We start from the raw sequence: 22,173 nt of genomic DNA, 5'->3' as shown, positions 1-22,173 counted from the left end.
ATGCAAGAAATAATACAACCAGTTGATCGAGTTCTTATTAAAGCGGAGCTTACCAAAGAAGCCTTTATTCGGTATACGAATAATGGCAATAATGAAGTGTATTTGGTAAACTATCATACTGCCCCCCATATCATGAAAGAAATAGGTCGACTTAGGGAACTTACCTTTAGGACAGCTGGAGGAGGAACAGGTTTACCATTAGATATTGACGAAAATGATACGTGTGAACATAATTATGATCAATTAATAGCTTGGAATCCAGAGGAAGAAGAAATTATAGCCGGATACAGGGTTATCAAATGTGATCAAGCAATAGCTAAGGATGGTGAAGTTCATTTGTCAACAGCACATTATTTTGATTTTTCGGATAAGTTCAATAAAGAGTTTTTACCTAAGACATTGGAATTAGGGAGATCTTGGGTACAGCCGAAGTATCAACCAGCTATTGACAATCGAAAAGGATTATTTTCATTAGATAATCTTTGGGATGGGTTGGGCGCTTTGGTTTTATTAAATCCAGACGTAAAATACCTTTTTGGAAAGGTGACTATGTATCCACATTACAATGCTCAAGCTAGAGATTTATTAATTTATTTTATGAATCATTATTTTCCCGACAAGGATAATTTGGTTCAACCAATGAATGAACTGAATCTGGGATATAAAACGGATATATCAGATTTCGTTGGCATGTTTGATGGATTTGAATATAAGGAAGGGTATAAGATACTAAACACTAAGATTAGGGAACTTGGTGAAAATATACCGCCATTAATAAATACGTATATGAATCTTTCCCCCACCATGCGCGTCTTCGGTACGGCAAGAAACAACGAGTTTGGGGAGGTAGAAGAAACAGGTATTATGATTTGTTTGGATGATATTTATCCCGCAAAAAAAGAAAGACATATGTCAACTTTTGAAAGGGATAGACATTTCGGAGAAAGACCTGTAAAATCTAGATAACAAGCTGTTCAAGGAAAAAACAAAGGAAAAAGTTTAACTTTTTCCTTTGTTTTTTATATCAAAAATCATTTCGATATGGGGAATATTATCTTCCAAATACTCTTCACTTATTTTTTGAAAGCCTAAACCGGTATAAAAATTCTCTAAATATAATTGTGCACTTATTTTAATAGAATTTTTTGGAAAGTATAACATTTGAGTTTCAATAGCCTTTTGCATAAGGATTTTGCCCAATTTATGCTTTCGATACTCTGGATTCACGACCACCCGTCCAATAGAGGAACAATTTAAAAAAGATACCTCTGGAGGTAATAACCTCGCGTAGGCTTTGCAAATTCCTTTATCCATTAAAAATAGATGATTTCCTTTAAGATCTTTGTCATCGCATTCTGGATACAAACAATCCTGTTCAAGCATGAAAACATTAATGCGCAATTGAAGGATTTTATAAAGCTCTAAGCTGGTTAGTTCTTCGAAGGACTTTATCTTCCATTCCATTGGCTTTTTAACTCAATAAGGTTTTTACTACTTCAGAAATTGTTTTTCCATCAGCTTTTCCTGCTAATTTTTGGTTTGCCAACCCCATGATTTTACCCATATCTTTAATAGATACAGCTCCCGATTCTGAAATTATTTGTTTCACTATTACCTCGATAGCAGTTTTATCCATTTGTGTTGGCAAATATCCCTCAATAACTTCTAATTCCTCGGTTTCAATTTGTAAAAGATCTTCGCGGTTCTGTTGTTTGTAAATTTCAGCGGATTCCTTACGCTGTTTAGCCAATTTTTGTAAGACCTTAATTTCAGTTTCTGAAGTAATATCGTCAGAATGACCTTTTTCAGTTTTTGCTAATAAAATTGCTGCCTTAATAGCGCGTAAACCTCTAAGTTTAATTGAATTTTTGGCTATCATTGCAGCCTTGATATCCTCATTTATTTGTGTTTCTAAAGACATAATATTATATTTTTTCTCTTTTTATAATGGATCCAGTAGCTTGAGCTGTTGGCATCACAATAATATCATTAATGTTTACATGTTTGGGCCTTGAGAGTATGAAAGAAACAATTTCTGCTATATCATTACCAGATAAAGGAATCAATCCCTCATAAACAGACTTTGCTCTTTCTTTGTCCCCGTGGAACCTGACTTCTGAGAATTCAGTTTCTACCATACCAGGATTAATCGCTGTCACTTTGATGCCTGACTGAAGTAAATCAATCCGCATAGCTTTGTTTAAAGCATCTACGGCATGTTTGGTCGCGCAATAAACATTTCCATTTGGATAAACTTCTTTGCCAGCTATTGAACCCATATTAATGATGTGGGCGTAATCGCTTTGTTGCATATAAGGAACTACATGTTTGGTAACATATAATAATCCCTTAATATTTGTGTCAATCATTCTATCCCAGTCAGCAATGTCTCCGTCTTGAATGGGGTCAAGCCCTTGACTTAATCCAGCATTATTAATTAAAACATCAATACTTTTCCATTCGACAGGTAGAGATTTTAAAACACGTTGTATGTCATCCGATTTTCTGACATCTAGTTCAAAAATGTTTACCTCACAAAATTGATTTATCTTTTTAATTTTTTGCGACAATATTCTGATTTTCTCTAGTCTTCTTGCGCAAAGCAAGAGACGATATTCACCTTGTGAAGCTAATTCTAATGCGCAAGCTTCGCCAATTCCTGAGCTTGCTCCTGTAATTAAAACTGTTCTCATTGATATTTTATTTACTGAATGAAACTAATTATTTATTACATTCATATATAGTACAGAATCCAAAGGTTTGGATTCTAACTTTACAGGATTTGAAACCGGCGTTTTTTGTAATCTCAGCAAATCTTTGTCCATCAGGAAATTTAGCAACAGACTCCGGTAAGTATTTATAAGCTCTATTGTCTTTAGATATTAATTTACCAATTGCAGGCGTTAACCTATGAAAGTAAAAATGAAATAATTGTTTGACAGGAAAGACAGTGGGGTTTGATAATTCTAAAATAACGGCTTTGCCTCCAGGCTTTAATACTCTTAGAATATCAGATAATCCTTTATCCAAATTTTCAAAATTACGGACTCCAAAGGCTACAGTAACCGCATCAAAAGCTTCATTTTCGAAAGGGAGTTTTTCTGAATCTCCTAAAACAAGTTCAAACTGGTTTTCTAATCCTTTCTTTTTTATTTTTTCTTGAGCGACGTCTAACATACCCTGAGAGATGTCTAATCCTATAATCTTTGTCGGGTTTAGAATTCGGATGGCATCAATTGCAAAATCACCAGTACCTGTTGCAACATCTAATATAGTTTTTGGATTTAACGCCTGTAAGGATCGAATTGCTTTTTTTCTCCAAATGGTGTCTATTCCCATAGTCATAAACCGGTTTAAAAGATCATAAGTGCCTGATATGTTGTTAAACATATCAGCAACTTGTTCTTTTTTACTCCCATCCTTGCTATAGGGTTTTACTGCAGATGAATCGTTTGACATAAAAACAAAGATACAATAAAGTATACAGAAAAATAAGACGTAAAATGATCCCTTTTACATATAAAGTAAACAATTTTTACAACATTCCTCCCTTGCGCTGAAAATGAAATAGAACTTAAATTTATTGAGCGTTCAAGATCTGGTTATCCACAACTAGCAGTGTTATTAACATGGGTTTTAAGTAGTTTATTATCAATATTTAATGCTGTTTATTAACACGTTTTAAACATGCAATGTGGAATATTGTATGTCTATTCTGGTATCCTGTTGCATGTTTGTTGAGGGGGCCTATTTTAACTGTTAAAAACTTGTAAGGTGGCGTCATTTTATTTTTCTTACATTTGTTATCCTATCTTTAAAACAGGATTTATCAAGCCGTAGAATATTTTTTAGTATGTCTTTAGAAAACGAATTTACAAATAGCGCTTCAGATCAGACTGGTCGTGCAAATTTTAATAAAAAGCGAACCAACCTAAACAACTTAATAAGTGGTTTGGGTAAACTTCCCCCTCAAGCGTTGGATTTAGAGGAGGCGGTTCTTGGTGCACTTATGTTAGAAAAAAATGCGCTAAGTGAAGTAATTGATATTTTAAAGCCAGAATCTTTTTACAAAGAATCTCATCAAAAAATATTTCAGTCAATCTATAATCTCTTTCAAAAGACATCTCCTATTGATTTATTGACTGTAGTCTCCGAATTGAGACAGATGGGATCATTGGAAATGGTAGGAGGGGCATATTATATTACACAACTTACGGATCGGGTAGTCTCGGCAGCGAATATTGAATTTCATGCCAGGATAATTTCGCAAAAGTATATACAGCGCGAATTAATAAAAGTTTCCACAGAAATTATTAATGCGTCCTACGATGAAACTAGCGATATTTTTGATCTACTAGACCATGCAGAAAAATCTCTATTTGATATTGCACAGAATAACTTAAGGAGGGATTCTCGAAAGATGGATGATATTATGCGTGAGGCAATAAATAATTTGGAGCTTTTGCGTGATCGTACAGATGGGTTAACAGGTATTCCTTCTGGTCTGACAGCGTTAGATCGTATGACCTCAGGGTGGCAACCTTCAGATTTGGTTATTATTGCCGCTAGACCTGCAATGGGTAAAACCGCATTTGTTCTTTCTGTGGCTAGGAATGCAGCAGTCGATCACCAGAAACCTGTGGCAGTTTTTTCGCTAGAAATGTCCTCTGTTCAATTGGTAAACCGTCTAATTGCAGGTGAGACAGAAATTGAACAAGAAAAGCTTAAAAAAGGAAGTTTGGCTGATCATGAATGGCAACAACTTCATTCTAGAATAGGTAGATTAACTGAAGCACCTCTAATAATTGACGATACTCCAGCGTTAAATGTATTCGAGTTTCGCGCTAAATGTAGACGACTTAAGGCACAATATGATATACAAATGGTCATTGTCGATTATTTACAGTTAATGCACGGAAAGGCAGAAGGAAAAGGTGGTGGAAATCGTGAACAAGAAATTGGTAGTATTTCTCGTGCACTAAAGTCGGTAGCGAAAGAATTGAATATTCCTGTTTTAGCGCTTTCTCAATTAAGCCGGGCTGTAGAGTCAAGACCGGGTAATAGTAAACGTCCTATGTTATCAGATTTGCGTGAATCTGGATCTATTGAACAGGATGCTGATATGGTACTTTTCCTTTACCGTCCGGAGTACTATGGGCTTTTGGAAGATGAAGAGGGTCGATCTACAGTTGGTGTAGGAGAAGTGATTATAGCGAAACACAGAAATGGTGAAACTGGAATAGTACCATTGCGCTTTATTGGCAAGTATGTGAAATTTGTAGATTTAGAGGATGATTTCTCAGGATTAGGACCTGATTCAGGTAGCTTTAATGATTTTGGTGGTGGCTTCAATAGTAATTCAATTCAACCTTCAAATGATTTTGGTGGACAGGCAGGAGGTATTACCATGCCTTCCAAAATGAATGACATGCCAGACGATGCTCCTTTTTAGACTAAGTTTATCAAGAAAAGTCCCTTTATTAATTTTTATAAAATGGAGCGTAACACTTATTTACTACTAAAGGAGATAATTGTTTACTGAATTGGATAATTAAAATATTTATTAGTGAAAGGTTCATCTTTTAATGTGTAATGCCACCATTCCTCGGAATAAGAGATGAACCCATATTCTTCCATAACGTTCTTTAATTTTTTGCGATTTTTTTTCTGCAATTCAGTTAGATTTGAATAATTATGATGAGATTTTTTTCCAAAAAAATCAAAAACAGATCCCATATCCAACTCAGATTTGTCATCCAAATTAATAATAGTTAGGTCAATAGTACTTCCTCTGCTATGGCCTGATTTTTCCGCGATATATCCCAGTTTAAAAAGATCATGCTTATCAATATCTGGGTAAAATTCTTTTTTGGTCAGCGTATCTCGTATTTGAAGAGCCCAAGATTTGAAATGATCTACAGATTGTTGAGGTCGATATGCATCAAAGACTTTCAGACCCAAACCTTCTTTTTTTAATGAATTTTGAACACGTTTTAATGCTTGAGTTGCTTCAACTGTTAAGTATGCGATAGGCTTGTGATATCCTCTAACTGGTCTGCCAATAAAATTATTTTTTCCATAATATCGAAGATCTATTTCAATTTCTGGTATAGCTGACTTTAAATTAATAAATTGATTGATGCTATTTTTAGAACTTATACAAGAACCTAAGAATAAAAGCAAGAGTAAGGTTTTAAGGGTGATAGGTGGTTTCATATGGGTAATGTATTTGTCAAATTAACAAAAAAAATGTTAAGGAAAGTTAATCTATGTTTGTGTTGATAAAAGTTCTAAAAAAGTACTGGTATTTTTACTAAATTTGAGTCCCCTTTTTAGTGGTATTACTTACGATAAATTTAGGAGACTATATTGGATTATTTAGCAGGATTAAACCCTTCGCAAAGAGCTGCTGTTGAACAGATTAAAGGTCCGGTGATGATTGTCGCTGGTGCAGGTTCAGGAAAAACACGTGTAATAACATATAGAGTAGCACATCTTATCAGACAGGGAGTTGATCCCTTTAATATTTTGGTTTTGACATTTACCAACAAGGCCGCAAAAGAAATGCGTGAGCGTATAACAAAGGTTGTTGGCTTAGAGGCAAAAAACATTTGGATGGGAACCTTTCACTCAGTGTTCGCGCGTATATTGAGAGTTGAAGCAGAGTTGATTGGGTATCCTAAAAACTTTACTATTTATGATACAGATGATACTAAAAGTTTATTGCGTTCAATTTTAAAAGAAATGGAGCTTGACGATAAGCTCTATAATGTTAATCATGTCTATGGAAGAATCTCCTCAGCGAAGAATAATTTAATCTCACCTCAGGAATACAACAAAAATGAGTCTATACTGGCGGAAGATCAATCAAATGGGAGAGGCCAGTTGGGACAAATTTATATGACTTATGCACAGCGATGCTACAGGGCGGGCGCAATGGATTTTGATGATCTATTATTTAAAACTAACGTCCTTTTAAATAAGTATCCTGAAGTTTTGTATAAATATCAACATCAGTTTAAATATTTAATGGTGGATGAATATCAGGATACAAATTTTTCGCAATATCTAATCGTAAAGCGATTGGCAGCAATGAATGAGAATATTTGTGTGGTTGGTGATGATGCACAGAGTATCTATGCTTTCCGCGGAGCTAATATTCAAAATATTCTTAATTTTCAGAAAGATTATCCAGACGTAAAGATTTATAAATTAGAGCAAAACTACCGTTCAACAAAAACGATTGTAAACGCCGCAAATAGCATAATTGCTAACAATAAAAATCAATTGGAAAAGAATGTATTTTCTGATAATGAACAAGGTGATAAGATTAAGGTATGTAGAGCATTTTCCGATAATGAAGAGGGAAAAATTGTTGCAGAAGCAATTGCAGAAGAAAAGGCTCTTAAAGGTTTGTATTACAAAGACTTTGCAATTTTATACAGGACAAATGCTCAATCGAGATCATTAGAGGAGGCGTTACGAAAATTAAACGTCCCCTATAAACTATATGGTGGAACTTCTTTTTATCAGCGAAAAGAAATTAAAGATTTAATTGCTTATTTTAGACTTACTTTCAATCCAAATGATGAAGAAGCATTAAAACGAGTAATAAATTATCCACGTCGAGGAATTGGAGATACAACATTAGATAAAATTCGGATTGTTGCAGATCAACAACAAGTAAGGCTATGGGATGTCGTCGCAAATGCTCAAATGTTTATAGATGGAAGAAGTGCCGGTTCTGTGACGAATTTTGGTTTAATGATTCAAGGTTTTCAAGCTTTAGCAAAAACCAATTCTGCCTTCGATACTGCGATGCATATTGCTCAACACTCAGGATTATTAAAGGAGCTTTATGAGGATAAATCAGTGGAAGGATTGAGTCGTTATGAAAACATTCAAGAATTATTAAATGGAATAAAGGAATTTTCGGAAAGAGAGGACATAGACGATAAGGGTTTAGATATTTTCATGCAAGATATAGCCTTGTTAACAAACGATGATAATGATAAAGATCCAAATGCAGATACTGTTTCTTTAATGACAATACATGCTTCTAAAGGATTGGAATATCCTATGGTTTTTATCGTCGGATTAGAAGAGAACTTGTTTCCCTCTCAATTGTCTTTGAATTCAAGATCTGAGTTAGAGGAAGAGAGGCGGTTATTTTATGTTGCAGTAACACGTGCTGAAAAGAAGTTGCATTTGTCATATGCTACATCAAGGTACAGATGGGGATCTTTAAATAACTGTGAACCAAGTAGATTTTTAGATGAATTGGATCCGAGTTGTTTGGATTTGAACTTTAATCCTAAAGTTCAATCTCGCGCTAATGAAGATTTCAATTCAGAAAGATTAAATTGGCAGAGGAAAGATCAGGGTGATGTATTTTCTAAACCCAAACCGAAAGTTGTTAAGACGACCTCTATCTTGCCAAAAGCACATATTCCAACTCCAGGATTTGCACCATCTGATACCTCAGGATTACAAGTTGGGATGGAAGTAGAGCATGAACGATTTGGTTTTGGGAAAGTGATCAACCTTGAAGGCAATAAATCTGATATAAAAGCAACTATTTTTTTCAAAGAGTTGGGACAGAAGCAATTGTTGCTTAAATTTGCCAAACTTAGAATAGTAGAATAATATTGATTTAGCAAAATTTAATACATACTGCTCCGAAAGGGGTAAAGCATAATAAATATGATTTTTGATTATAATAGTACCAGACCACACCTCATATTAGCTGAATATGGTCGGAATGTTCAGAATATGGTTGACCATATCTGTTCAGTTCAAGATAGAAATGAACGTAATCGGCTAGCTTTAGTGGTAATTGATATGATGGGGGTCCTGAATCCTCATTTACGTGATGTTTCTGATTTTAAACATAAACTATGGGACCATCTTTATATTATATCTGATTTTAAGATCGATGTAGATTCTCCATATCCGATTCCAAATAAAGAGGAAATTCATCATAAACCTCAATATTTGAATTATCCAAACCACAGGATTAGATATAAACATTATGGATTTACTGTGGAGCAGATGATTCAAAAAGCAAAAGGCCTACCCGATTCTGACATCAAACAGAAAATGGTTGTTGGCATTGCAAATTTTATGAAAATGGCCTATTTGACATGGAATAAGGATAGCGTTTCTGATGAACAGATTTTACTTGACCTTAGTACCCTTTCTCAAGGTGAATTAGAACTTCCCGCTGACACCGTTTTAACGAAGCTAGATTTTAGAACTCCGCCTCCGGGCAGTCGCACAAAAACATCTGGCCCAAGCAGTAGCAATCAACAACAAGGCAAACATCAGAACAATAACAATAATAAAAAAATGATGAAACGCCCTTCTAATAACAACTATAGCAATAGCAATAGTAATTACAGTAACAATAACAACAATAATAACAGAAAAAGAAAATAATAACTAGCTAAAAGAAGAGAGAGCAATTGTCAATTTTTAAATCGTCGATTGCTTTTTCTTTTTATAAATATAGGTGATATACTATGAACGCATTTGAAATATACGGTGGAAAACCTTTAAAAGGTGAAATTATCCCTCAGGGAGCAAAAAATGAGGCTTTACAAATTATATCTGCAGTTTTATTGACAGCGGAAAAAATGCGTATAAGTAATGTCCCTGATATTAAAGACGTTAATAAATTGATTGATTTATTGTCGGCTATGGGCGTATTAGTGAATCGGATTAGTGATGATACTTACGAATTTGAAGCCAAAGATATTAATATTGATTATTTTAAATCCAAAGAATTTAAAGAAAAAGGTGGGTCGCTTAGAGGTTCCATCATGATTGTCGGACCATTATTGGCTCGATTTGGAACCGCTGCAATTCCAAAACCGGGAGGTGATAAGATTGGTAGACGACGTTTGGATACGCATTTTTTAGGATTTGAAAAATTGGGTGCTAAATTCATTTACGATGCCGAAAATCATTTTTTTAACGTTGATGCGACACAATTAAAAGGTACATATATCCTTTTGGATGAGGCCTCGGTTACGGGTACAGCAAATATTGTTATGGCTGCAGTACTTGCTCAGGGAATTACAACGATTTATAATGCTGCTTGTGAACCTTATTTACAGCAACTTTGTAAAATGTTGAATAGAATGGGTGCTAAAATAAGCGGGATAGGATCTAATTTATTAACCATTGAAGGGGTTGAAATATTAGGGGGTACCGAGCATAGAATGTTGCCAGATATGATTGAAATAGGTTCTTTCATTGGGCTTGCTGCAATGACGGGTTCGGAATTGACAATTAAAAATGTATGTTTTAATGAACTTGGAATAATTCCAACTGTTTTTTCCCGTCTGGGAATTAAATTTGAGTTGCGTGGAGATGATATTTTTATACCTGCCCAAGATTCTTACACAATAGACACATTTATCGACGGATCTATACTAACTATTTCAGATTCGCCATGGCCAGGATTTACTCCTGATTTGTTAAGTATTGTTTTGGTTACCGCCATTCAAGCTAAAGGAAATGTATTGATACACCAAAAAATGTTCGAGAGTAGATTATTCTTCGTTGATAAATTGATTGATATGGGAGCTCAAATTATCCTATGTGACCCACATCGAGCAACTGTAATCGGATTAAATAATCAAAACAAGCTTAGAGGAATTGAAATGACATCTCCTGATATTCGCGCAGGTGTATCGTTGTTAATCGCCGCTTTATCTGCTCAAGGTAAATCGGTTATATATAATATCGAACAAATTGAAAGAGGTTATCAAAATATTGAATCAAGATTGAAGGCTTTAGGTGCAGACATACGTCGTGTTGATGGTCAACCCATTGGACATTAGATAGCAAATGTCTTTTTAGTGTTAAAAGATGAACTTAATGTTTGAAAATGTGAAAGTCAATCTTACTTTTGTTCTTAAATAAATGTTCTAACATATAAATATGAAAAAAATTATTTTATTATCAGCTGTAGCTGCAATTGTACTTGCATCATGTGCTGGAAATCCCGATGGAAAAAAAGCCGAGGTTAAAGATTCTGTGTCTGTTGATACATCCGAAGTATTAGGTACAGCTTATGTGGTTGATACAGCTGCAACTAAAGTTATTTGGACAGGAAGTAAGGTTACTGGAGAACATACTGGTACAGTAGACGTAAAATCTGGTTCGATAAATGTTGATAACGGAACAATAACAGGAGGTAGTTTTGTTTTAGATATGAACTCAATTAGCTCTACAGATCTTGAAGGTGAATTTAAACAAAAATTAGACGGTCATTTAAAAGCGGATGACTTTTTTGGAACTGCAACACACCCAGAAGCTTCTTTCACGATTACAGAGATCAAACCGGGCGCCACAGCTACTGATCTTTTGGTTTCTGGTAATTTAGTTATTAAGGGCATTAGTAAGAACATTACTTTTGAGAGTCAAATTTCTGAGATCTCGGATAGCACTGTAAAAGCAGCGGCTAAATTCAATATTGTGAGAGCTGATTGGGGAGTTACTTACGAGGGACAAGCTGATGATTTGATATCAAAAGAAATTAATTTTGATATCAACCTAGTTGCAAATAAGTAATTTATATAGACATAAAAAATGCAGCCTTTGATTTAAATCAAAGGCTTTCTTGTGCTATTAATCTTTTGATAGTATAGATTTTATTTTAATTTTACTATTAGATTTGTTCAACATAATTAGTTTTTATTAGAAACAAGAATGTATTTTTTAACAAAAAAGGGAATAGTGACTCAATTCCTCCCACACAAAAAAATGTCGTTGGTCTCTTTGGGTTAATTTTATGAAGATTACACTAATTTGCGTTGGCAAAACTGATGATAAACATATATTAGATGGTATCGAGATCTATAGGAAACGATTAAAACATTATTGTAACTTTCAAATGGTTATAATACCTGATGTGAAAAACAGTAAAAATTTGACCCAAAACCAACAGAAGGAAAAGGAAGCTCAACTTATTCTGAAAAACATAACCAATTCAGATTATGTTATTTTATTAGACGAGCGAGGAAAGGAATATAGTTCTTTAGAGTTTTCAACTTTTTTAGAAAAGCAAATGTTAGCAAGCACTACTCATATAGTGATGATAGTAGGCGGTCCGTATGGTTTTGATGAACTATTATATCAACGCGCTAATTCGAAACTTTCACTATCACGAATGACTTTTTCTCATCAGATGATTCGAATGTTTTTTGTAGAGCAGCTCTATCGGGCCTACACAATCATGCGTAATGAACCTTATCATCATGAATAATTTGTGTAAATTGTACTATAAAAGCATCTTAAACTAAAAGATAGGAGGAAATTATGGACTTAGATAAGTTTAAAAGAGATTATAAATATAAAAGTCAAGAGGGGGCTCACGGTGGAGATTATAATAAATGGATAATTATCATTGGAGGGGCTATTGTGATTTTATTAGCCTATTTATTAAGCTAGTTTAATTAGGACTTATTCCATTAATTGTTGGGATTCAGTGGCAGTTTAATAAATGATTTATTTTATTATTACAAAACAAGAAATGCTTTTAAATAAGTTGTTTATAGAAAATAATCTTAATGAACAACTTATTTATTTAGGTTGATGCTTCCTGTGTAACACTATTTATCAGTAAAACACTTATACTTCAATCCTTCCTGCAATAGCATAACCTAAAGAAATGCGTTTTTAACCTATGTAGCCGTTAATAGGTTAAAATAGATTATACGATTGAGACGTGATTTGATGTTTTTAAAAACTCAATCCAAGCTACCTGATCTGTTTTGAATGTCAAGTCCTCTTTTTTTAAACTTGCCATTGGAATCAATCTGAAAGCTTGTGCTTTTCCATCTTCTGAAATTTCAGTGAAATCAAAAGATTTTATTTTGATGTGCAGTTCAACCGAATTTAATGGTTTTACTAAGTAATATATAGAAATTATTTGACTTTCATTAAAGCTAGATTTTTCATAAAAATCAGTGGTGTATATATGTTTAATTACTTCAACTTCCATATTTGTTTCTTCCAAATATTCACGTTTAAGAGCTTCAATTAAACCTTCTCCGTATTCTAGTCCTCCACCTGGGAATTTAGTGAAAGACACATTTTCTGTACGTTCATCACTAATTAAAACCTCATTTTTTTCATTGATTAATATACCGTAAACCCTGACGTTAAATAAAAACATATCTGAAGATTATAACGCTAAGCCTATTTCTACTAAAGCTAGCTAAATATTATATTTATTGTTCATTAATTTTAGATTGCCCTAAAGGACATGTCTAAAAATTCACCAATTAATTAAAGAGGTTGAAAACCTGTATCTACTGCCTCAGTATCTAAGCCCACAATTGAATAGTGTCTTGGTAAAAACCAGGATAGGGTAGACATATTTTGTTTATATTCTTTCTCGTTGGCAAAATTCTTTGGTGTTATATTGAAAACTAAATCTTTGGTGACCTTTTCTTCATCTAGATAATTTCTAGCAATTAACATAATCATCGGATTTCTAATTCCGTAGTACTGTAAAAATTCTCTTATTTGCTCCCTAGCATAAATTGGTAAAATTCCCTCAGATGGTTGACCAACAAGGATATCTTCATCCTTACCAATTACAAAATCCGTATTATTGAGCGAGAATAAGTGATCATCAGTGTAGAATTCACCATTTAATTCTAAGTTTAAAAGATCCCCATAACTAAATAGCCAGTCTGGACTTTCTTTTGTCGTGTTTATAGCTATTCCAAATCCTTTCTGTAATAATTGTGACAATTGATTTTTAATCACATAAGCTTGAAAGTCTTCTCCTTGTTCCACACTGCGTAAATTAAAGTACGGAAAACCATCTGTACTCATTATTATTTCTGGTTCTGCAAGTGCTAAATTTGCCTCTGAAATATTAGCAACAAACTTGGCAATCCAACTGTTATCTCTTTGTTCAAGAGGTATTGTCAATAAATCATTGACGATGATTGTCTTCTCTAAATCGCCAAGATTTCCTGGATTAGCCTGGGCATCATAAAAATGTATACTACTCATAAGTTTTCTGAAAATACGGCTAAAAGTACTGAATATTGTATTAATGTTTAGTGTTTAATTCAAAATAGATGAGATTAAACCTTTCAATTGGCTAGTGGAAAACTAGTTTATTTTGCTATTTTTGTTAAAAAAGGAAACACTTTAATGTCAGATTTAAATACGACAAGACCAGTGCAATTTAATTCAGCAAAAATAAGCTATGAAGAATTTCGTCAAGTCCTCATAGATGATTATAAACTAGCCGTTCGAAGCCGTTTTGTGAGTTTATTTGGTAGAAAAGAGGTTCTAACCGGTAAAGCAAAGTTTGGAATTTTTGGTGATGGAAAGGAATTAGCACAAATTGCTTTATCTAAGGTTTTTAAACCAGGAGATTGGCGGTCCGGCTATTATCGAGATCAAACGCTTGCTTTTGCCCTAGGGATCAGCTCAATTTATCATTTCTTCTCCCAATTATATGCAAATCCAACAATTGAGGCAGACACATCATCTGGTGGGCGTCAAATGGTTGCTCATTTTGCGACTCCTTTAATTGATGAAAATGGTGATTGGCTTGATCAAACCGAACGGATAAATTGTTTTTCAGATATTTCCACTACCGGGGGACAAATGTCTAGAATATTAGGTCTTGGTCTAGCCTCCAAATTGTATAAAGATAATCCTAATCTCTCACATAAAACTAAATTCTCAAAACTAGGTGAGGAGGTGGTTTTCTGTACAATAGGGAATGCTTCAACATCTGAAGGTGTATTCTGGGAGACGGTAAATGCTGCAGGTGTTAAACAAATTCCAGTAGTAATTTCAATTTGGGATGATGGTTATGGAATTTCAGTACCTAATGAATTACAGACAACCAAGGGGAATATTTCTAATTTGTTAAGAGGATTCCAAAGCGATGAACAAGGTGCCGGTTATGAAATTTTTCAGGTTAAAGGCTGGGATTATGGTGGATTATGTGAAGTTTATGAGAAGGCAGCTGAATATGCTAGATTTCATCACAAACCCTGTCTAGTTCATGTCATCGAAATGACTCAACCACAAGGACATTCTACTTCGGGTTCCCATGAAAGATATAAATCAGATGAAAGGTTAATTTGGGAGGATGAATTTGACTGCAACAGAAAGATGAGAGATTGGCTGTTGGATTCAGGAATGATGACAGAAGAAGAGTTAGTAGGTCTTGAACTGGAAGCAAAAAATTTTGTAAAACAGGAACAAAAAAGAGCATGGACGGATTATAAAAAAACTTTACAAGTAGATTTAGACGAATCAATTGCCGAATTACAAAAAATTAATCATAAAGCAGTAGAAATCCCATTAAAAACGCTTCAGTCTATAACTGAACCGACACTGAAGGAGGTTTATGTTAACATTCGAAGGGCGATAAGAGATTTGAGAGGGATCCAAGTGAATGGAAAAGATCGATTGTTAGCCTGGTATGAACAAAAAACGAAGATAAACAGCGGAAGGTTTAATGATAAGTTATTTGCGGATACGCAGTATTCTCCATTATTAGTAAAACATATTACAGCGGAGTATGATCAAGAATCACCAACTGTAGATGGGAGAGAGGTATTGAATGCATGTTTCAAAGCTAACTTTGAACAAGACCCTAGATTATTGGCGTTTGGTGAAGATGTTGGGAAAATTGGCGATGTAAATCAGGGCTTTGCGGGTTTACAGGATAAATTTGGCGATCAGCGTATTTTTGATACTGGGATTAGGGAATCAGCGATTATTGGTAAAGGATTAGGATTAGCAGTCAGAGGTTTTAGACCAATTGCTGAAATTCAATATCTAGACTATTTAATCTACGCTATGCCGGTATTGAGTGATGATCTGGCTAGCTTGAGTTACAGAACTAAAGGAAGACAAAAGGCTCCCTTGATTATAAGGACAAGAGGACATCGTCTAGAAGGTATTTGGCATTCAGGATCGCCAATGTCAGTGTTGTTAGGAGGACTTAGAGGGCTGCATATATGTGTTCCAAGGAATATGACCCAAGCTGCTGGCATGTACAATACCTTATTGAAATCGGATGAACCCGCTTTGGTTGTAGAATGTTTGAATGGCTATCGATTAAAAGAAAAGATGCCAAATAATATAGGTGAATTTACTGTTCCCATAGGGAAAGCAGAACTTCTAAGAGAAGGAGCTGATATAACTGTGGTTTCTTATGGATCAACTTTGAGAATTGTACAAGAGGCTGCTATGGAATTGGAAAAAATTGGGGTATCAATTGAAATCATTGATGCTCAGTGTTTACAACCTTTTGACATTGATGGTATCAGTAGTAAATCACTAGCAAAAACAAATAGATTACTCATTGTTGATGAAGATTTTCCAGGAGGTGCGTCGGCCTTCATAAGTTATGAGATACTAGAAAAACAGGGAGGATATTATTTGCTTGATTCTCAACCAAAGACATTAACAGCGAAGGCTCATCGTACTCCATATGGTTCTGATGGTGATTATTTCACAAAACCGTCCGTAGATGATGTGGTAGAAACTGCCTATCAGATAATGTCTGATAGTAACCCAAAAATACATCCTCCTTTATACTAAAGAGGATGTATTATATAATTTAAAAAAGAGAAGCAGCACCTATAATTGCTGCATGTTCTTGATACTTTCCAATTTCTATTTCAAACTCTTTTAATTCAAGTTTATCAGGGAATATTTTATCCCAAGCTTTCACGATATTTCCTCCAATAATAAAGGATGTGCAATTGTATTTACTGCTAAAAAAATTCAAAAAGTTTAATAAATTAATTTTATATTCTGAAAATATCTGAACGAGCTCGCTTAAATTTCCATAATTTTCTAGAATCTCGAGTAGACCCTTCTCTTTTATACCCGTTAACTCTTCAAATCTTTTTACAAACCATCGCGTTACTAGAAATTCTTCATAGATTGAATTATTATACGATGTATTCCACAGATCAGCATCAAAAGCCTTTTTATTTTTTCTCCATACAGCACTTCCTAGTCCTGTACCAAGAGTTATTCCTAAAATACAATCCTTATTTTGCAACCCACAACCAAATACTTCTCCCTGCAAAAACGCTGCAGCATCGTTGATGTAGCGAATGCTTATTTCATTGATACCTAAGCCTTCTATAATTGGATCAGATACTTCTATGTTATAGATGCTATCGTACTTTGCTTGACCCTTCATTAGAGCGATTCCTTTATCGTAGTCAAAAGGACCAGGTGCTGCAATTCCAATTTGGGAAATTTTCAATTCAGATTTTGAAAGGCAACTCTTCATATTGGAGGTCCAATCATGAAAAATCGATTTAGCATTTTCCAAAGAATTTACATGGGACCTAGTGATAGTCCCATCAACTATTGACCATGATGTTTTGTCAACTATGGCAGAAGTGATATGAGTTCCACCTATATCACAGGAAAGAATATAATTGCTATTATGCATTATTTAGATAGGCCTTATGTTTTAATAGGTGGTCTGCAATTACCAATGCTGCCATGGCCTCTACAATAATAACAGCACGAGGAACAACACAAGGGTCATGACGCCCTTTTCCGGAAATGGTTGTTTGTTCACCTTGTTCGTTTAATGTCGGCTGATCTCTCATGATGGTTGCGACTGGTTTAAATGCGGTCTTGAAAGTAATATCCATACCATTGGAAATTCCACCTTGAATACCACCAGAAAAATTAGTTAATGTTTTCGTTTCTGATTCTTGCTTAATAAAAATGTCATTGTGTTCTGAACCGAGCATTTGCGATCCTTGAAATCCTGAACCATATTCAAATCCATGTACCGCGTTGATGCTCATCATAGCCTTCGCTAAATCTGCATGGAGTTTATCGAATACGGGCTCTCCAAGCCCAACAGGTACATTGCGAATAATCGTTGAAATTCTTCCTCCAACTGTATCACCATTTTTCTTTACAATATTGATATAGTCTTCCATTTCTGTCGCGGTTGCTGGATCTGCACACCTTACAATATTTTTTTCACGAATTTTCAATAATTCATTTAGATCCGTATTACTGAGATTTGGGGCCTCTATATTTCCAACACCGGTAACATGTGCAAAAATTTCAATTCCGTGGTTCCTTAAGAATAGTTTTGCAACCGCACCTGCCGCAACGCGTGCAGCAGTTTCTCTGGCTGAAGAACGCCCACCTCCACGATAATCACGAATCCCATACTTCATTTGATAAGTGTAGTCTGCGTGAGAAGGTCTATATTTATCTTGGATATGTGAATAATCTTTTGATCGTTGATCCTCGTTAGGGATTATAATGGTGATGGGGGTGCCAGTAGATTTTCCTTCAAATACTCCTGATAAAATCTGGGAAGTATCACTTTCTTTACGTTGAGTAGTGATTTTTGATTGACCTGGTTTACGTTTATCCAACTCGGATTGAATGAAATTTTCATCTAAATCAATTCGTGCTGGGCACCCGTCAATAATTACCCCGATTGCTTTTCCATGAGATTCACCAAACGTAGTAACCTTAAATAAATTTCCGAAAGTATTTCCTGCCATAATCCTATAATGCCCGTAAATATATGAAAATTGATAATAATTCTATCTAGCTAATCAATAAATATCTTATTCCCCAATTTCAAAGCCGTGGGCGGCAAGGTGCTCCCAAAATACAGGATAAGATTTTTCAACGACTTGTGGTTCTGTAATAATAACCTGATTAAAGATTAAAGCCAATGGAGCAAAAGCCATTGCCATTCTGTGATCTTCATAAGTGTCAAAGGTTAAACTCTCAGGACTAGTACGATTTTCAGTTCTTAAATGATATGTTTCTCCATCTTCAAGAAGATCGACACCAAATTTACCGATCTCATTTTTCAAAGCTTTTATTCGATCCGTTTCTTTGATTTTTAAAGTTTCTAATCCGGTAAAAGAAATGTTTTTCTTTAAAGCAGCTGCAATAACCATGACGGTTTGAGCAAGGTCTGGACATTCTTTGAAATCAAACAATGTTTTTTTAGAAGTTGTGCTTACTTTTTTAATATGAAGTCCATCCTCCTCGAATCTAGATTCAACCGAGAAATGAGTCATGATTTCAATAATTGCTTTATCTCCTTGTAAACTTTTTTCTTTTAAACCAGGAAGAATAATGTGGCCTTCTTCCGATAATGCAACGATTGAATACCAATAAGATGCAGCACTCCAATCAGGCTCAATATACAGCGTCTTTTGTTTATACTTTTGATTGCTAATTTGTATTTGATTCTCATTAATAGTATACACTATTCCACATTCCTTTAACATCTCAAGGGTCATTGTAACATATGGACGAGAAGTGAGCTCGCCTTCAATATCTAATGTTAGTCCTTTTTTTAGATTGGCTGCAATTAATAATAGGGAAGATATATACTGACTACTAATATTTCCTTTTATTGATATACGTTCTTTTGATTGGAACAAACTTCCCTCAATTTTTAATGGAGGGTAGCCTGATTTCTCTTGATAATGAATGTCGGCTCCAAGATCCTTTAGTGCATCTACCAGTACACCTATAGGACGCTGTTGCATTCTTTTGGTGCCTGTCAAAACGAAACTACCATTAATCAAATTAAGATATGAGGTGAGGAATCTCATGGCCGTTCCTGCGGGTCCAATATCAATCAAATTCTCTCCATCTTTAAGAGAATTAATTTGTTCAATGGCTGATTGTAAAGTTACGGTATCGGCTGCCTCAGAAAGGTTTTCAACTTTAACGTTTTGATTACTAAGAGCTTGTATAATTAGGGCGCGGTTACTTTCAGATTTTGAACCTGTAAGTTGAACCGTGCCATTTGCTTTTTTTGTTTTATGTTTTAATATTAAGCGATCCGCCATGTTTGTTATGCCTCAGTTACAGGATTTGCATTCATGATTAAGTTTTGTTTACGAATTGATTCGTTGTGCAATAACTCTAAATATTTAACCGTGAACTCTTCACTTAAATTAAGGGCTTTGGCTAATTGTACGCGTTTTTGAACAATTTCATCCCATCGGCTAACTTGAAGAATAGTTACATTGTTGTCTCTTTTGAATTCACCAATTTTTTCAGCAATTTTCATCCGGTCACCGATTTGTTTGATAAGTTGGTCATCTAACTTATCTATTTGAGTACGTAATTCTGCAAGTTTATCCTCGAAAGCTGGATTGTCAGATGCCGGTTTACGAACAGAAATATTGTCTAACAATTCTGCTAAAGCGGCTGGAGTAACTTGTTGTTTTGCATCGGTCCAAGCAACTGAAGGGTCAATATGTGACTCAATGATTAAACCTTGCATATCCATATCCATTGCTTTTTGGGTAATGTACGGAATTAGCTCTCGGTTTCCGCAGATATGACTCGGATCATTAATGATAGGGAGCTCTGGTGCAATTGTCTTTAATTGTATTGCTAAATCCCACATAGGTTCATTGCGAAAGGCAGTTTTTTCATAAGAAGAGAAACCTCGGTGAATCGCGGCTAATTTTTTGATCCCAGCTCTGTTCACTCGCTCCAATGCACCTATCCAAAGGGAAAGATCAGGATTTACGGGGTTTTTGATTAAGACAGGAACGTCAACACCTTTCAAAGCATCTGCGATTTCTTGTACCGTGAATGGGTTGGCCGTTGAGCGGGCACCAATCCAAAGGATGTCAATTCCTGCTTCTAATGCTTCCTCTACATGTTTGGCAGTAGCTACTTCGGTAGCAGTTAACAATCCAGTTTCTTCTTTAGCTCTTTTCATCCACTGTAGACCAATACTACCAATTCCTTCAAATTCCCCTGGACGAGTACGTGGTTTCCAGATACCTGAACGTAAAACATTCACTTTACCCGTGTTCGCTAATAAATGAGCTGTAGAAACTAATTGTTCTTCAGTTTCTGCACTACACGGTCCGGCAATAATTAATGGTTTATCTCCTGTGTCTAACCATGATTTTAAAGGAAGAATATCTAATGAATGTTTCATTATATTTTGTTTTTAATTTTTTTAATATGTTAATAAACCTAAATTTTCTCGTTTTTGATGTATTCACCCATAATGCTGAAATTCACAGTATGCTTAAGGACTTTTCGAATCGCAGAGTCATAATCAGCCTGTTTTTTCCATTCTACATCTACATAAAAATCATACTCATTTCTACGTCCTACCACTGGCATCGACTGGATTTTACTTAAATTGACATTTTGTTCCGCAAAACATTGTAAAACAGTGGCTAAAGCGCCAATGCTGTGGGAGGTTTGAAACGACAGGGAAGCCTTGTTGAAATTGCTTTGTTCCTGAAGTTCATTAGACAGGATGAGAAATCGAGTTGAATTCTTTTTGTTGGTTTCAATTCTTTTTTCAATAATTTCCAGCCCATAAAGTTTTGCCGCCGCTTCACTTGCGATTGCTGCGGTTTTTGTTAATTTCTCGTCTACAATTTTCTTCGCACATGCAGCAGTGTCCATGCCTTCGTTTATTACCCATTCAGGATGATCTCCCAAAAACTCATCACACTGACGAATGGCAATAGGATGAGATTCGACAGCAGTAATATCAGTGAGTTTAACACCAGGTAATGCCAGTAAATTTTGATGTATATTTAAATAAACCTCTCCTATAATATGAAAGCGATAGTCTCTAAGTAAATTGTAATTCGGAAGTATACTTCCAGCTATTGAATTTTCAATTGCCATTACAACGTAATCGGCTTTGCCTTGTTTTAGTAAATCGCAAGTCTTTTTAAATGATTCACATTCTAGTGTTTCAATATCATTGCCAAAATATTTATAGGCAGCTTCCTCATGAAAAGAAGCTTTTACACCTTGGATGGCAATCTTTATTTTTTCGCTCATTATTTTTTGTAATTCAATGTTTTATATTGTCAAAAAAAAAGTTCCAAACTCATTGTTTTTGGAACTCTTAGATAGCGTATAATTTAGCTTATACTAGTCCCTGCTTTTATTTTTAAAATAAAAGAAATAGAAATCATGATAAGTCTTCCGCATTTGCATTCCTGTATAACTTTTTTTCAAATATAAGTTATTAAAATAAATATGCAAACTTTTTTAATAAAAAATGCATAATATTATTGAATAATAATCGATTTTATTACTGAGTTCAACTAATAAATTTTGTTACTTTTTTAAGTAATATTATGATTGTTTTAATTGTTT

General features: G+C 34.7%; 21 protein-coding genes. 9 read left to right on the top strand and 12 right to left on the bottom strand.

Annotation, left to right across the window (positions count from 1 at the left end):
- Positions 1 to 966, top strand: a complete 966-nt coding sequence (gene glsB / locus AC6CHH_RS15810) for a glycine N(alpha)-acyltransferase GlsB (RefSeq protein WP_498284624.1) — start codon at positions 1 to 3, stop codon at positions 964 to 966.
- Between the two features lie 33 nt (positions 967 to 999).
- Here the strand turns inward: glsB and AC6CHH_RS15805 are convergent, their stop codons facing one another.
- The 4 genes from AC6CHH_RS15805 to ubiE are packed head-to-tail and all read right to left on the bottom strand — an operon-like array spanning position 1,000 to position 3,459.
- Positions 1,000 to 1,464 carry a GNAT family N-acetyltransferase gene (locus AC6CHH_RS15805; protein WP_498284622.1) on the bottom strand — a complete coding sequence of 155 codons (465 nt, stop codon included), beginning with the start codon at positions 1,462 to 1,464 and terminating at the stop codon, positions 1,000 to 1,002.
- 7 nt (positions 1,465 to 1,471) lie between these two features.
- A complete protein-coding gene (locus tag AC6CHH_RS15800) occupies positions 1,472 to 1,921 on the bottom strand; it encodes a GatB/YqeY domain-containing protein (RefSeq protein ID WP_498284620.1) in 450 nt (149 codons plus the stop codon).
- 4 nt (positions 1,922 to 1,925) lie between these two features.
- On the bottom strand, positions 1,926 to 2,693 hold the full coding sequence (locus AC6CHH_RS15795; protein ID WP_498284618.1) for an SDR family NAD(P)-dependent oxidoreductase: 768 nt from the start codon (positions 2,691 to 2,693) through the stop codon (positions 1,926 to 1,928).
- 28 nt (positions 2,694 to 2,721) lie between these two features.
- The gene (gene ubiE / locus AC6CHH_RS15790) at positions 2,722 to 3,459 is read right to left on the bottom strand and encodes a bifunctional demethylmenaquinone methyltransferase/2-methoxy-6-polyprenyl-1,4-benzoquinol methylase UbiE (RefSeq protein ID WP_498284616.1); all 738 of its coding nucleotides are present in this window, start codon (positions 3,457 to 3,459) and stop codon (positions 2,722 to 2,724) included.
- A 394-nt stretch (positions 3,460 to 3,853) separates the two neighbouring features.
- Between ubiE and dnaB the strand changes: the two genes are divergently transcribed.
- Positions 3,854 to 5,452: a replicative DNA helicase gene (gene dnaB, locus AC6CHH_RS15785; protein ID WP_498284614.1), complete on the top strand. Its 1,599-nt coding sequence runs from the start codon at positions 3,854 to 3,856 to the stop codon at positions 5,450 to 5,452.
- A gap of 83 nt (positions 5,453 to 5,535) precedes the next feature.
- Here the strand turns inward: dnaB and AC6CHH_RS15780 are convergent, their stop codons facing one another.
- Complete coding sequence (locus AC6CHH_RS15780; protein ID WP_498284612.1) at positions 5,536 to 6,216, bottom strand: M15 family metallopeptidase; 681 nt, start codon at positions 6,214 to 6,216, stop codon at positions 5,536 to 5,538.
- A 153-nt stretch (positions 6,217 to 6,369) separates the two neighbouring features.
- Here AC6CHH_RS15780 and AC6CHH_RS15775 point away from each other — a divergent pair, with 153 nt between their 5' ends.
- The 6 genes from AC6CHH_RS15775 to AC6CHH_RS15750 all read left to right on the top strand — a co-directional run bounded on the left by AC6CHH_RS15775 (position 6,370) and on the right by AC6CHH_RS15750 (position 12,459).
- Positions 6,370 to 8,646 carry an ATP-dependent helicase gene (locus AC6CHH_RS15775; protein WP_498284610.1) on the top strand — a complete coding sequence of 759 codons (2,277 nt, stop codon included), beginning with the start codon at positions 6,370 to 6,372 and terminating at the stop codon, positions 8,644 to 8,646.
- Positions 8,647 to 8,703: 57 nt separating this feature from the next.
- Entirely contained in the window at positions 8,704 to 9,438 is a 735-nt protein-coding gene (locus AC6CHH_RS15770) for a DUF4290 domain-containing protein (RefSeq protein WP_498284608.1), read from the top strand.
- Between the two features lie 83 nt (positions 9,439 to 9,521).
- Positions 9,522 to 10,847, top strand: coding sequence for a UDP-N-acetylglucosamine 1-carboxyvinyltransferase (gene murA, locus AC6CHH_RS15765; RefSeq protein ID WP_498284606.1), 1,326 nt, complete (start codon positions 9,522 to 9,524; stop codon positions 10,845 to 10,847).
- Between the two features lie 100 nt (positions 10,848 to 10,947).
- On the top strand, positions 10,948 to 11,580 hold the full coding sequence (locus AC6CHH_RS15760) for a YceI family protein (protein WP_498284604.1): 633 nt from the start codon (positions 10,948 to 10,950) through the stop codon (positions 11,578 to 11,580).
- Positions 11,581 to 11,800: 220 nt separating this feature from the next.
- Entirely contained in the window at positions 11,801 to 12,274 is a 474-nt protein-coding gene (rlmH, locus tag AC6CHH_RS15755) for a 23S rRNA (pseudouridine(1915)-N(3))-methyltransferase RlmH (protein ID WP_498284602.1), read from the top strand.
- Positions 12,275 to 12,327: 53 nt separating this feature from the next.
- The gene (locus AC6CHH_RS15750) at positions 12,328 to 12,459 is read left to right on the top strand and encodes a hypothetical protein (protein ID WP_498284600.1); all 132 of its coding nucleotides are present in this window, start codon (positions 12,328 to 12,330) and stop codon (positions 12,457 to 12,459) included.
- Between the two features lie 262 nt (positions 12,460 to 12,721).
- Here the strand turns inward: AC6CHH_RS15750 and AC6CHH_RS15745 are convergent, their stop codons facing one another.
- Both AC6CHH_RS15745 and AC6CHH_RS15740 read right to left on the bottom strand, forming a co-directional pair.
- Positions 12,722 to 13,186: an NUDIX domain-containing protein gene (locus tag AC6CHH_RS15745; protein WP_498284598.1), complete on the bottom strand. Its 465-nt coding sequence runs from the start codon at positions 13,184 to 13,186 to the stop codon at positions 12,722 to 12,724.
- 113 nt (positions 13,187 to 13,299) lie between these two features.
- Positions 13,300 to 14,037, bottom strand: a complete 738-nt coding sequence (locus AC6CHH_RS15740; RefSeq protein WP_498284596.1) for a hypothetical protein — start codon at positions 14,035 to 14,037, stop codon at positions 13,300 to 13,302.
- A 144-nt stretch (positions 14,038 to 14,181) separates the two neighbouring features.
- Here AC6CHH_RS15740 and AC6CHH_RS15735 point away from each other — a divergent pair, with 144 nt between their 5' ends.
- On the top strand, positions 14,182 to 16,599 hold the full coding sequence (locus AC6CHH_RS15735) for an alpha-ketoacid dehydrogenase subunit alpha/beta (protein WP_498284594.1): 2,418 nt from the start codon (positions 14,182 to 14,184) through the stop codon (positions 16,597 to 16,599).
- Positions 16,600 to 16,618: 19 nt separating this feature from the next.
- On the opposite strand, the gene AC6CHH_RS15730 is transcribed toward AC6CHH_RS15735, so the two are convergent.
- The 5 genes from AC6CHH_RS15730 to AC6CHH_RS15710 form a co-directional block, all read right to left on the bottom strand.
- Positions 16,619 to 17,470 carry an ROK family protein gene (locus AC6CHH_RS15730; protein WP_498284592.1) on the bottom strand — a complete coding sequence of 284 codons (852 nt, stop codon included), beginning with the start codon at positions 17,468 to 17,470 and terminating at the stop codon, positions 16,619 to 16,621.
- Positions 17,463 to 18,557 (bottom strand): chorismate synthase, encoded by a 1,095-nt coding sequence (aroC, locus tag AC6CHH_RS15725; protein ID WP_498284590.1) that lies wholly within the window; start codon positions 18,555 to 18,557, stop codon positions 17,463 to 17,465. Before aroC ends, AC6CHH_RS15730 begins: the two co-directional genes overlap by 8 nt.
- Positions 18,558 to 18,623: 66 nt before the next feature.
- On the bottom strand, positions 18,624 to 19,871 hold the full coding sequence (aroA, locus tag AC6CHH_RS15720) for a 3-phosphoshikimate 1-carboxyvinyltransferase (RefSeq protein ID WP_498284589.1): 1,248 nt from the start codon (positions 19,869 to 19,871) through the stop codon (positions 18,624 to 18,626).
- A 5-nt stretch (positions 19,872 to 19,876) separates the two neighbouring features.
- Positions 19,877 to 20,983 (bottom strand): chorismate mutase, encoded by a 1,107-nt coding sequence (locus tag AC6CHH_RS15715; protein WP_498284588.1) that lies wholly within the window; start codon positions 20,981 to 20,983, stop codon positions 19,877 to 19,879.
- Between the two features lie 38 nt (positions 20,984 to 21,021).
- A complete protein-coding gene (locus AC6CHH_RS15710) occupies positions 21,022 to 21,852 on the bottom strand; it encodes a prephenate dehydratase (RefSeq protein WP_498284586.1) in 831 nt (276 codons plus the stop codon).
- Positions 21,853 to 22,173: the final 321 nt, after the last annotated feature.

This window comes from Sphingobacterium sp. GQ94, from assembly GCF_059758715.1.
Note: the sequence above shows the minus strand (reverse complement) of the source record. Positions and strands in the feature narration are given on the sequence as shown.

Excerpts from the sequence above, each read along its gene's own strand:
- ubiE (WP_498284616.1), bottom strand. The coding sequence starts at position 3,459 with ATGTCAAACGATTCATCTGCAGTAAAACCCTATAGCAAGGATGGGAGT.
- dnaB (WP_498284614.1), top strand. The coding sequence starts at position 3,854 with ATGTCTTTAGAAAACGAATTTACAAATAGCGCTTCAGATCAGACTGGT.
- AC6CHH_RS15795 (WP_498284618.1), bottom strand. The coding sequence starts at position 2,693 with ATGAGAACAGTTTTAATTACAGGAGCAAGCTCAGGAATTGGCGAAGCT.
- AC6CHH_RS15760 (WP_498284604.1), top strand. The coding sequence starts at position 10,948 with ATGAAAAAAATTATTTTATTATCAGCTGTAGCTGCAATTGTACTTGCA.
- aroA (WP_498284589.1), bottom strand. The coding sequence starts at position 19,871 with ATGGCGGATCGCTTAATATTAAAACATAAAACAAAAAAAGCAAATGGC.
- AC6CHH_RS15800 (WP_498284620.1), bottom strand. The coding sequence starts at position 1,921 with ATGTCTTTAGAAACACAAATAAATGAGGATATCAAGGCTGCAATGATA.
- AC6CHH_RS15735 (WP_498284594.1), top strand. The coding sequence starts at position 14,182 with ATGTCAGATTTAAATACGACAAGACCAGTGCAATTTAATTCAGCAAAA.
- aroC (WP_498284590.1), bottom strand. The coding sequence starts at position 18,557 with ATGGCAGGAAATACTTTCGGAAATTTATTTAAGGTTACTACGTTTGGT.
- AC6CHH_RS15730 (WP_498284592.1), bottom strand. The coding sequence starts at position 17,470 with ATGCATAATAGCAATTATATTCTTTCCTGTGATATAGGTGGAACTCAT.
- murA (WP_498284606.1), top strand. The coding sequence starts at position 9,522 with ATGAACGCATTTGAAATATACGGTGGAAAACCTTTAAAAGGTGAAATT.
- AC6CHH_RS15710 (WP_498284586.1), bottom strand. The coding sequence starts at position 21,852 with ATGAGCGAAAAAATAAAGATTGCCATCCAAGGTGTAAAAGCTTCTTTT.
- rlmH (WP_498284602.1), top strand. The coding sequence starts at position 11,801 with ATGAAGATTACACTAATTTGCGTTGGCAAAACTGATGATAAACATATA.
- glsB (WP_498284624.1), top strand. The coding sequence starts at position 1 with ATGCAAGAAATAATACAACCAGTTGATCGAGTTCTTATTAAAGCGGAG.
- AC6CHH_RS15750 (WP_498284600.1), top strand. The coding sequence starts at position 12,328 with ATGGACTTAGATAAGTTTAAAAGAGATTATAAATATAAAAGTCAAGAG.
- AC6CHH_RS15805 (WP_498284622.1), bottom strand. The coding sequence starts at position 1,464 with ATGGAATGGAAGATAAAGTCCTTCGAAGAACTAACCAGCTTAGAGCTT.
- AC6CHH_RS15715 (WP_498284588.1), bottom strand. The coding sequence starts at position 20,983 with ATGAAACATTCATTAGATATTCTTCCTTTAAAATCATGGTTAGACACA.
- AC6CHH_RS15770 (WP_498284608.1), top strand. The coding sequence starts at position 8,704 with ATGATTTTTGATTATAATAGTACCAGACCACACCTCATATTAGCTGAA.
- AC6CHH_RS15740 (WP_498284596.1), bottom strand. The coding sequence starts at position 14,037 with ATGAGTAGTATACATTTTTATGATGCCCAGGCTAATCCAGGAAATCTT.
- AC6CHH_RS15780 (WP_498284612.1), bottom strand. The coding sequence starts at position 6,216 with ATGAAACCACCTATCACCCTTAAAACCTTACTCTTGCTTTTATTCTTA.
- AC6CHH_RS15745 (WP_498284598.1), bottom strand. The coding sequence starts at position 13,186 with ATGTTTTTATTTAACGTCAGGGTTTACGGTATATTAATCAATGAAAAA.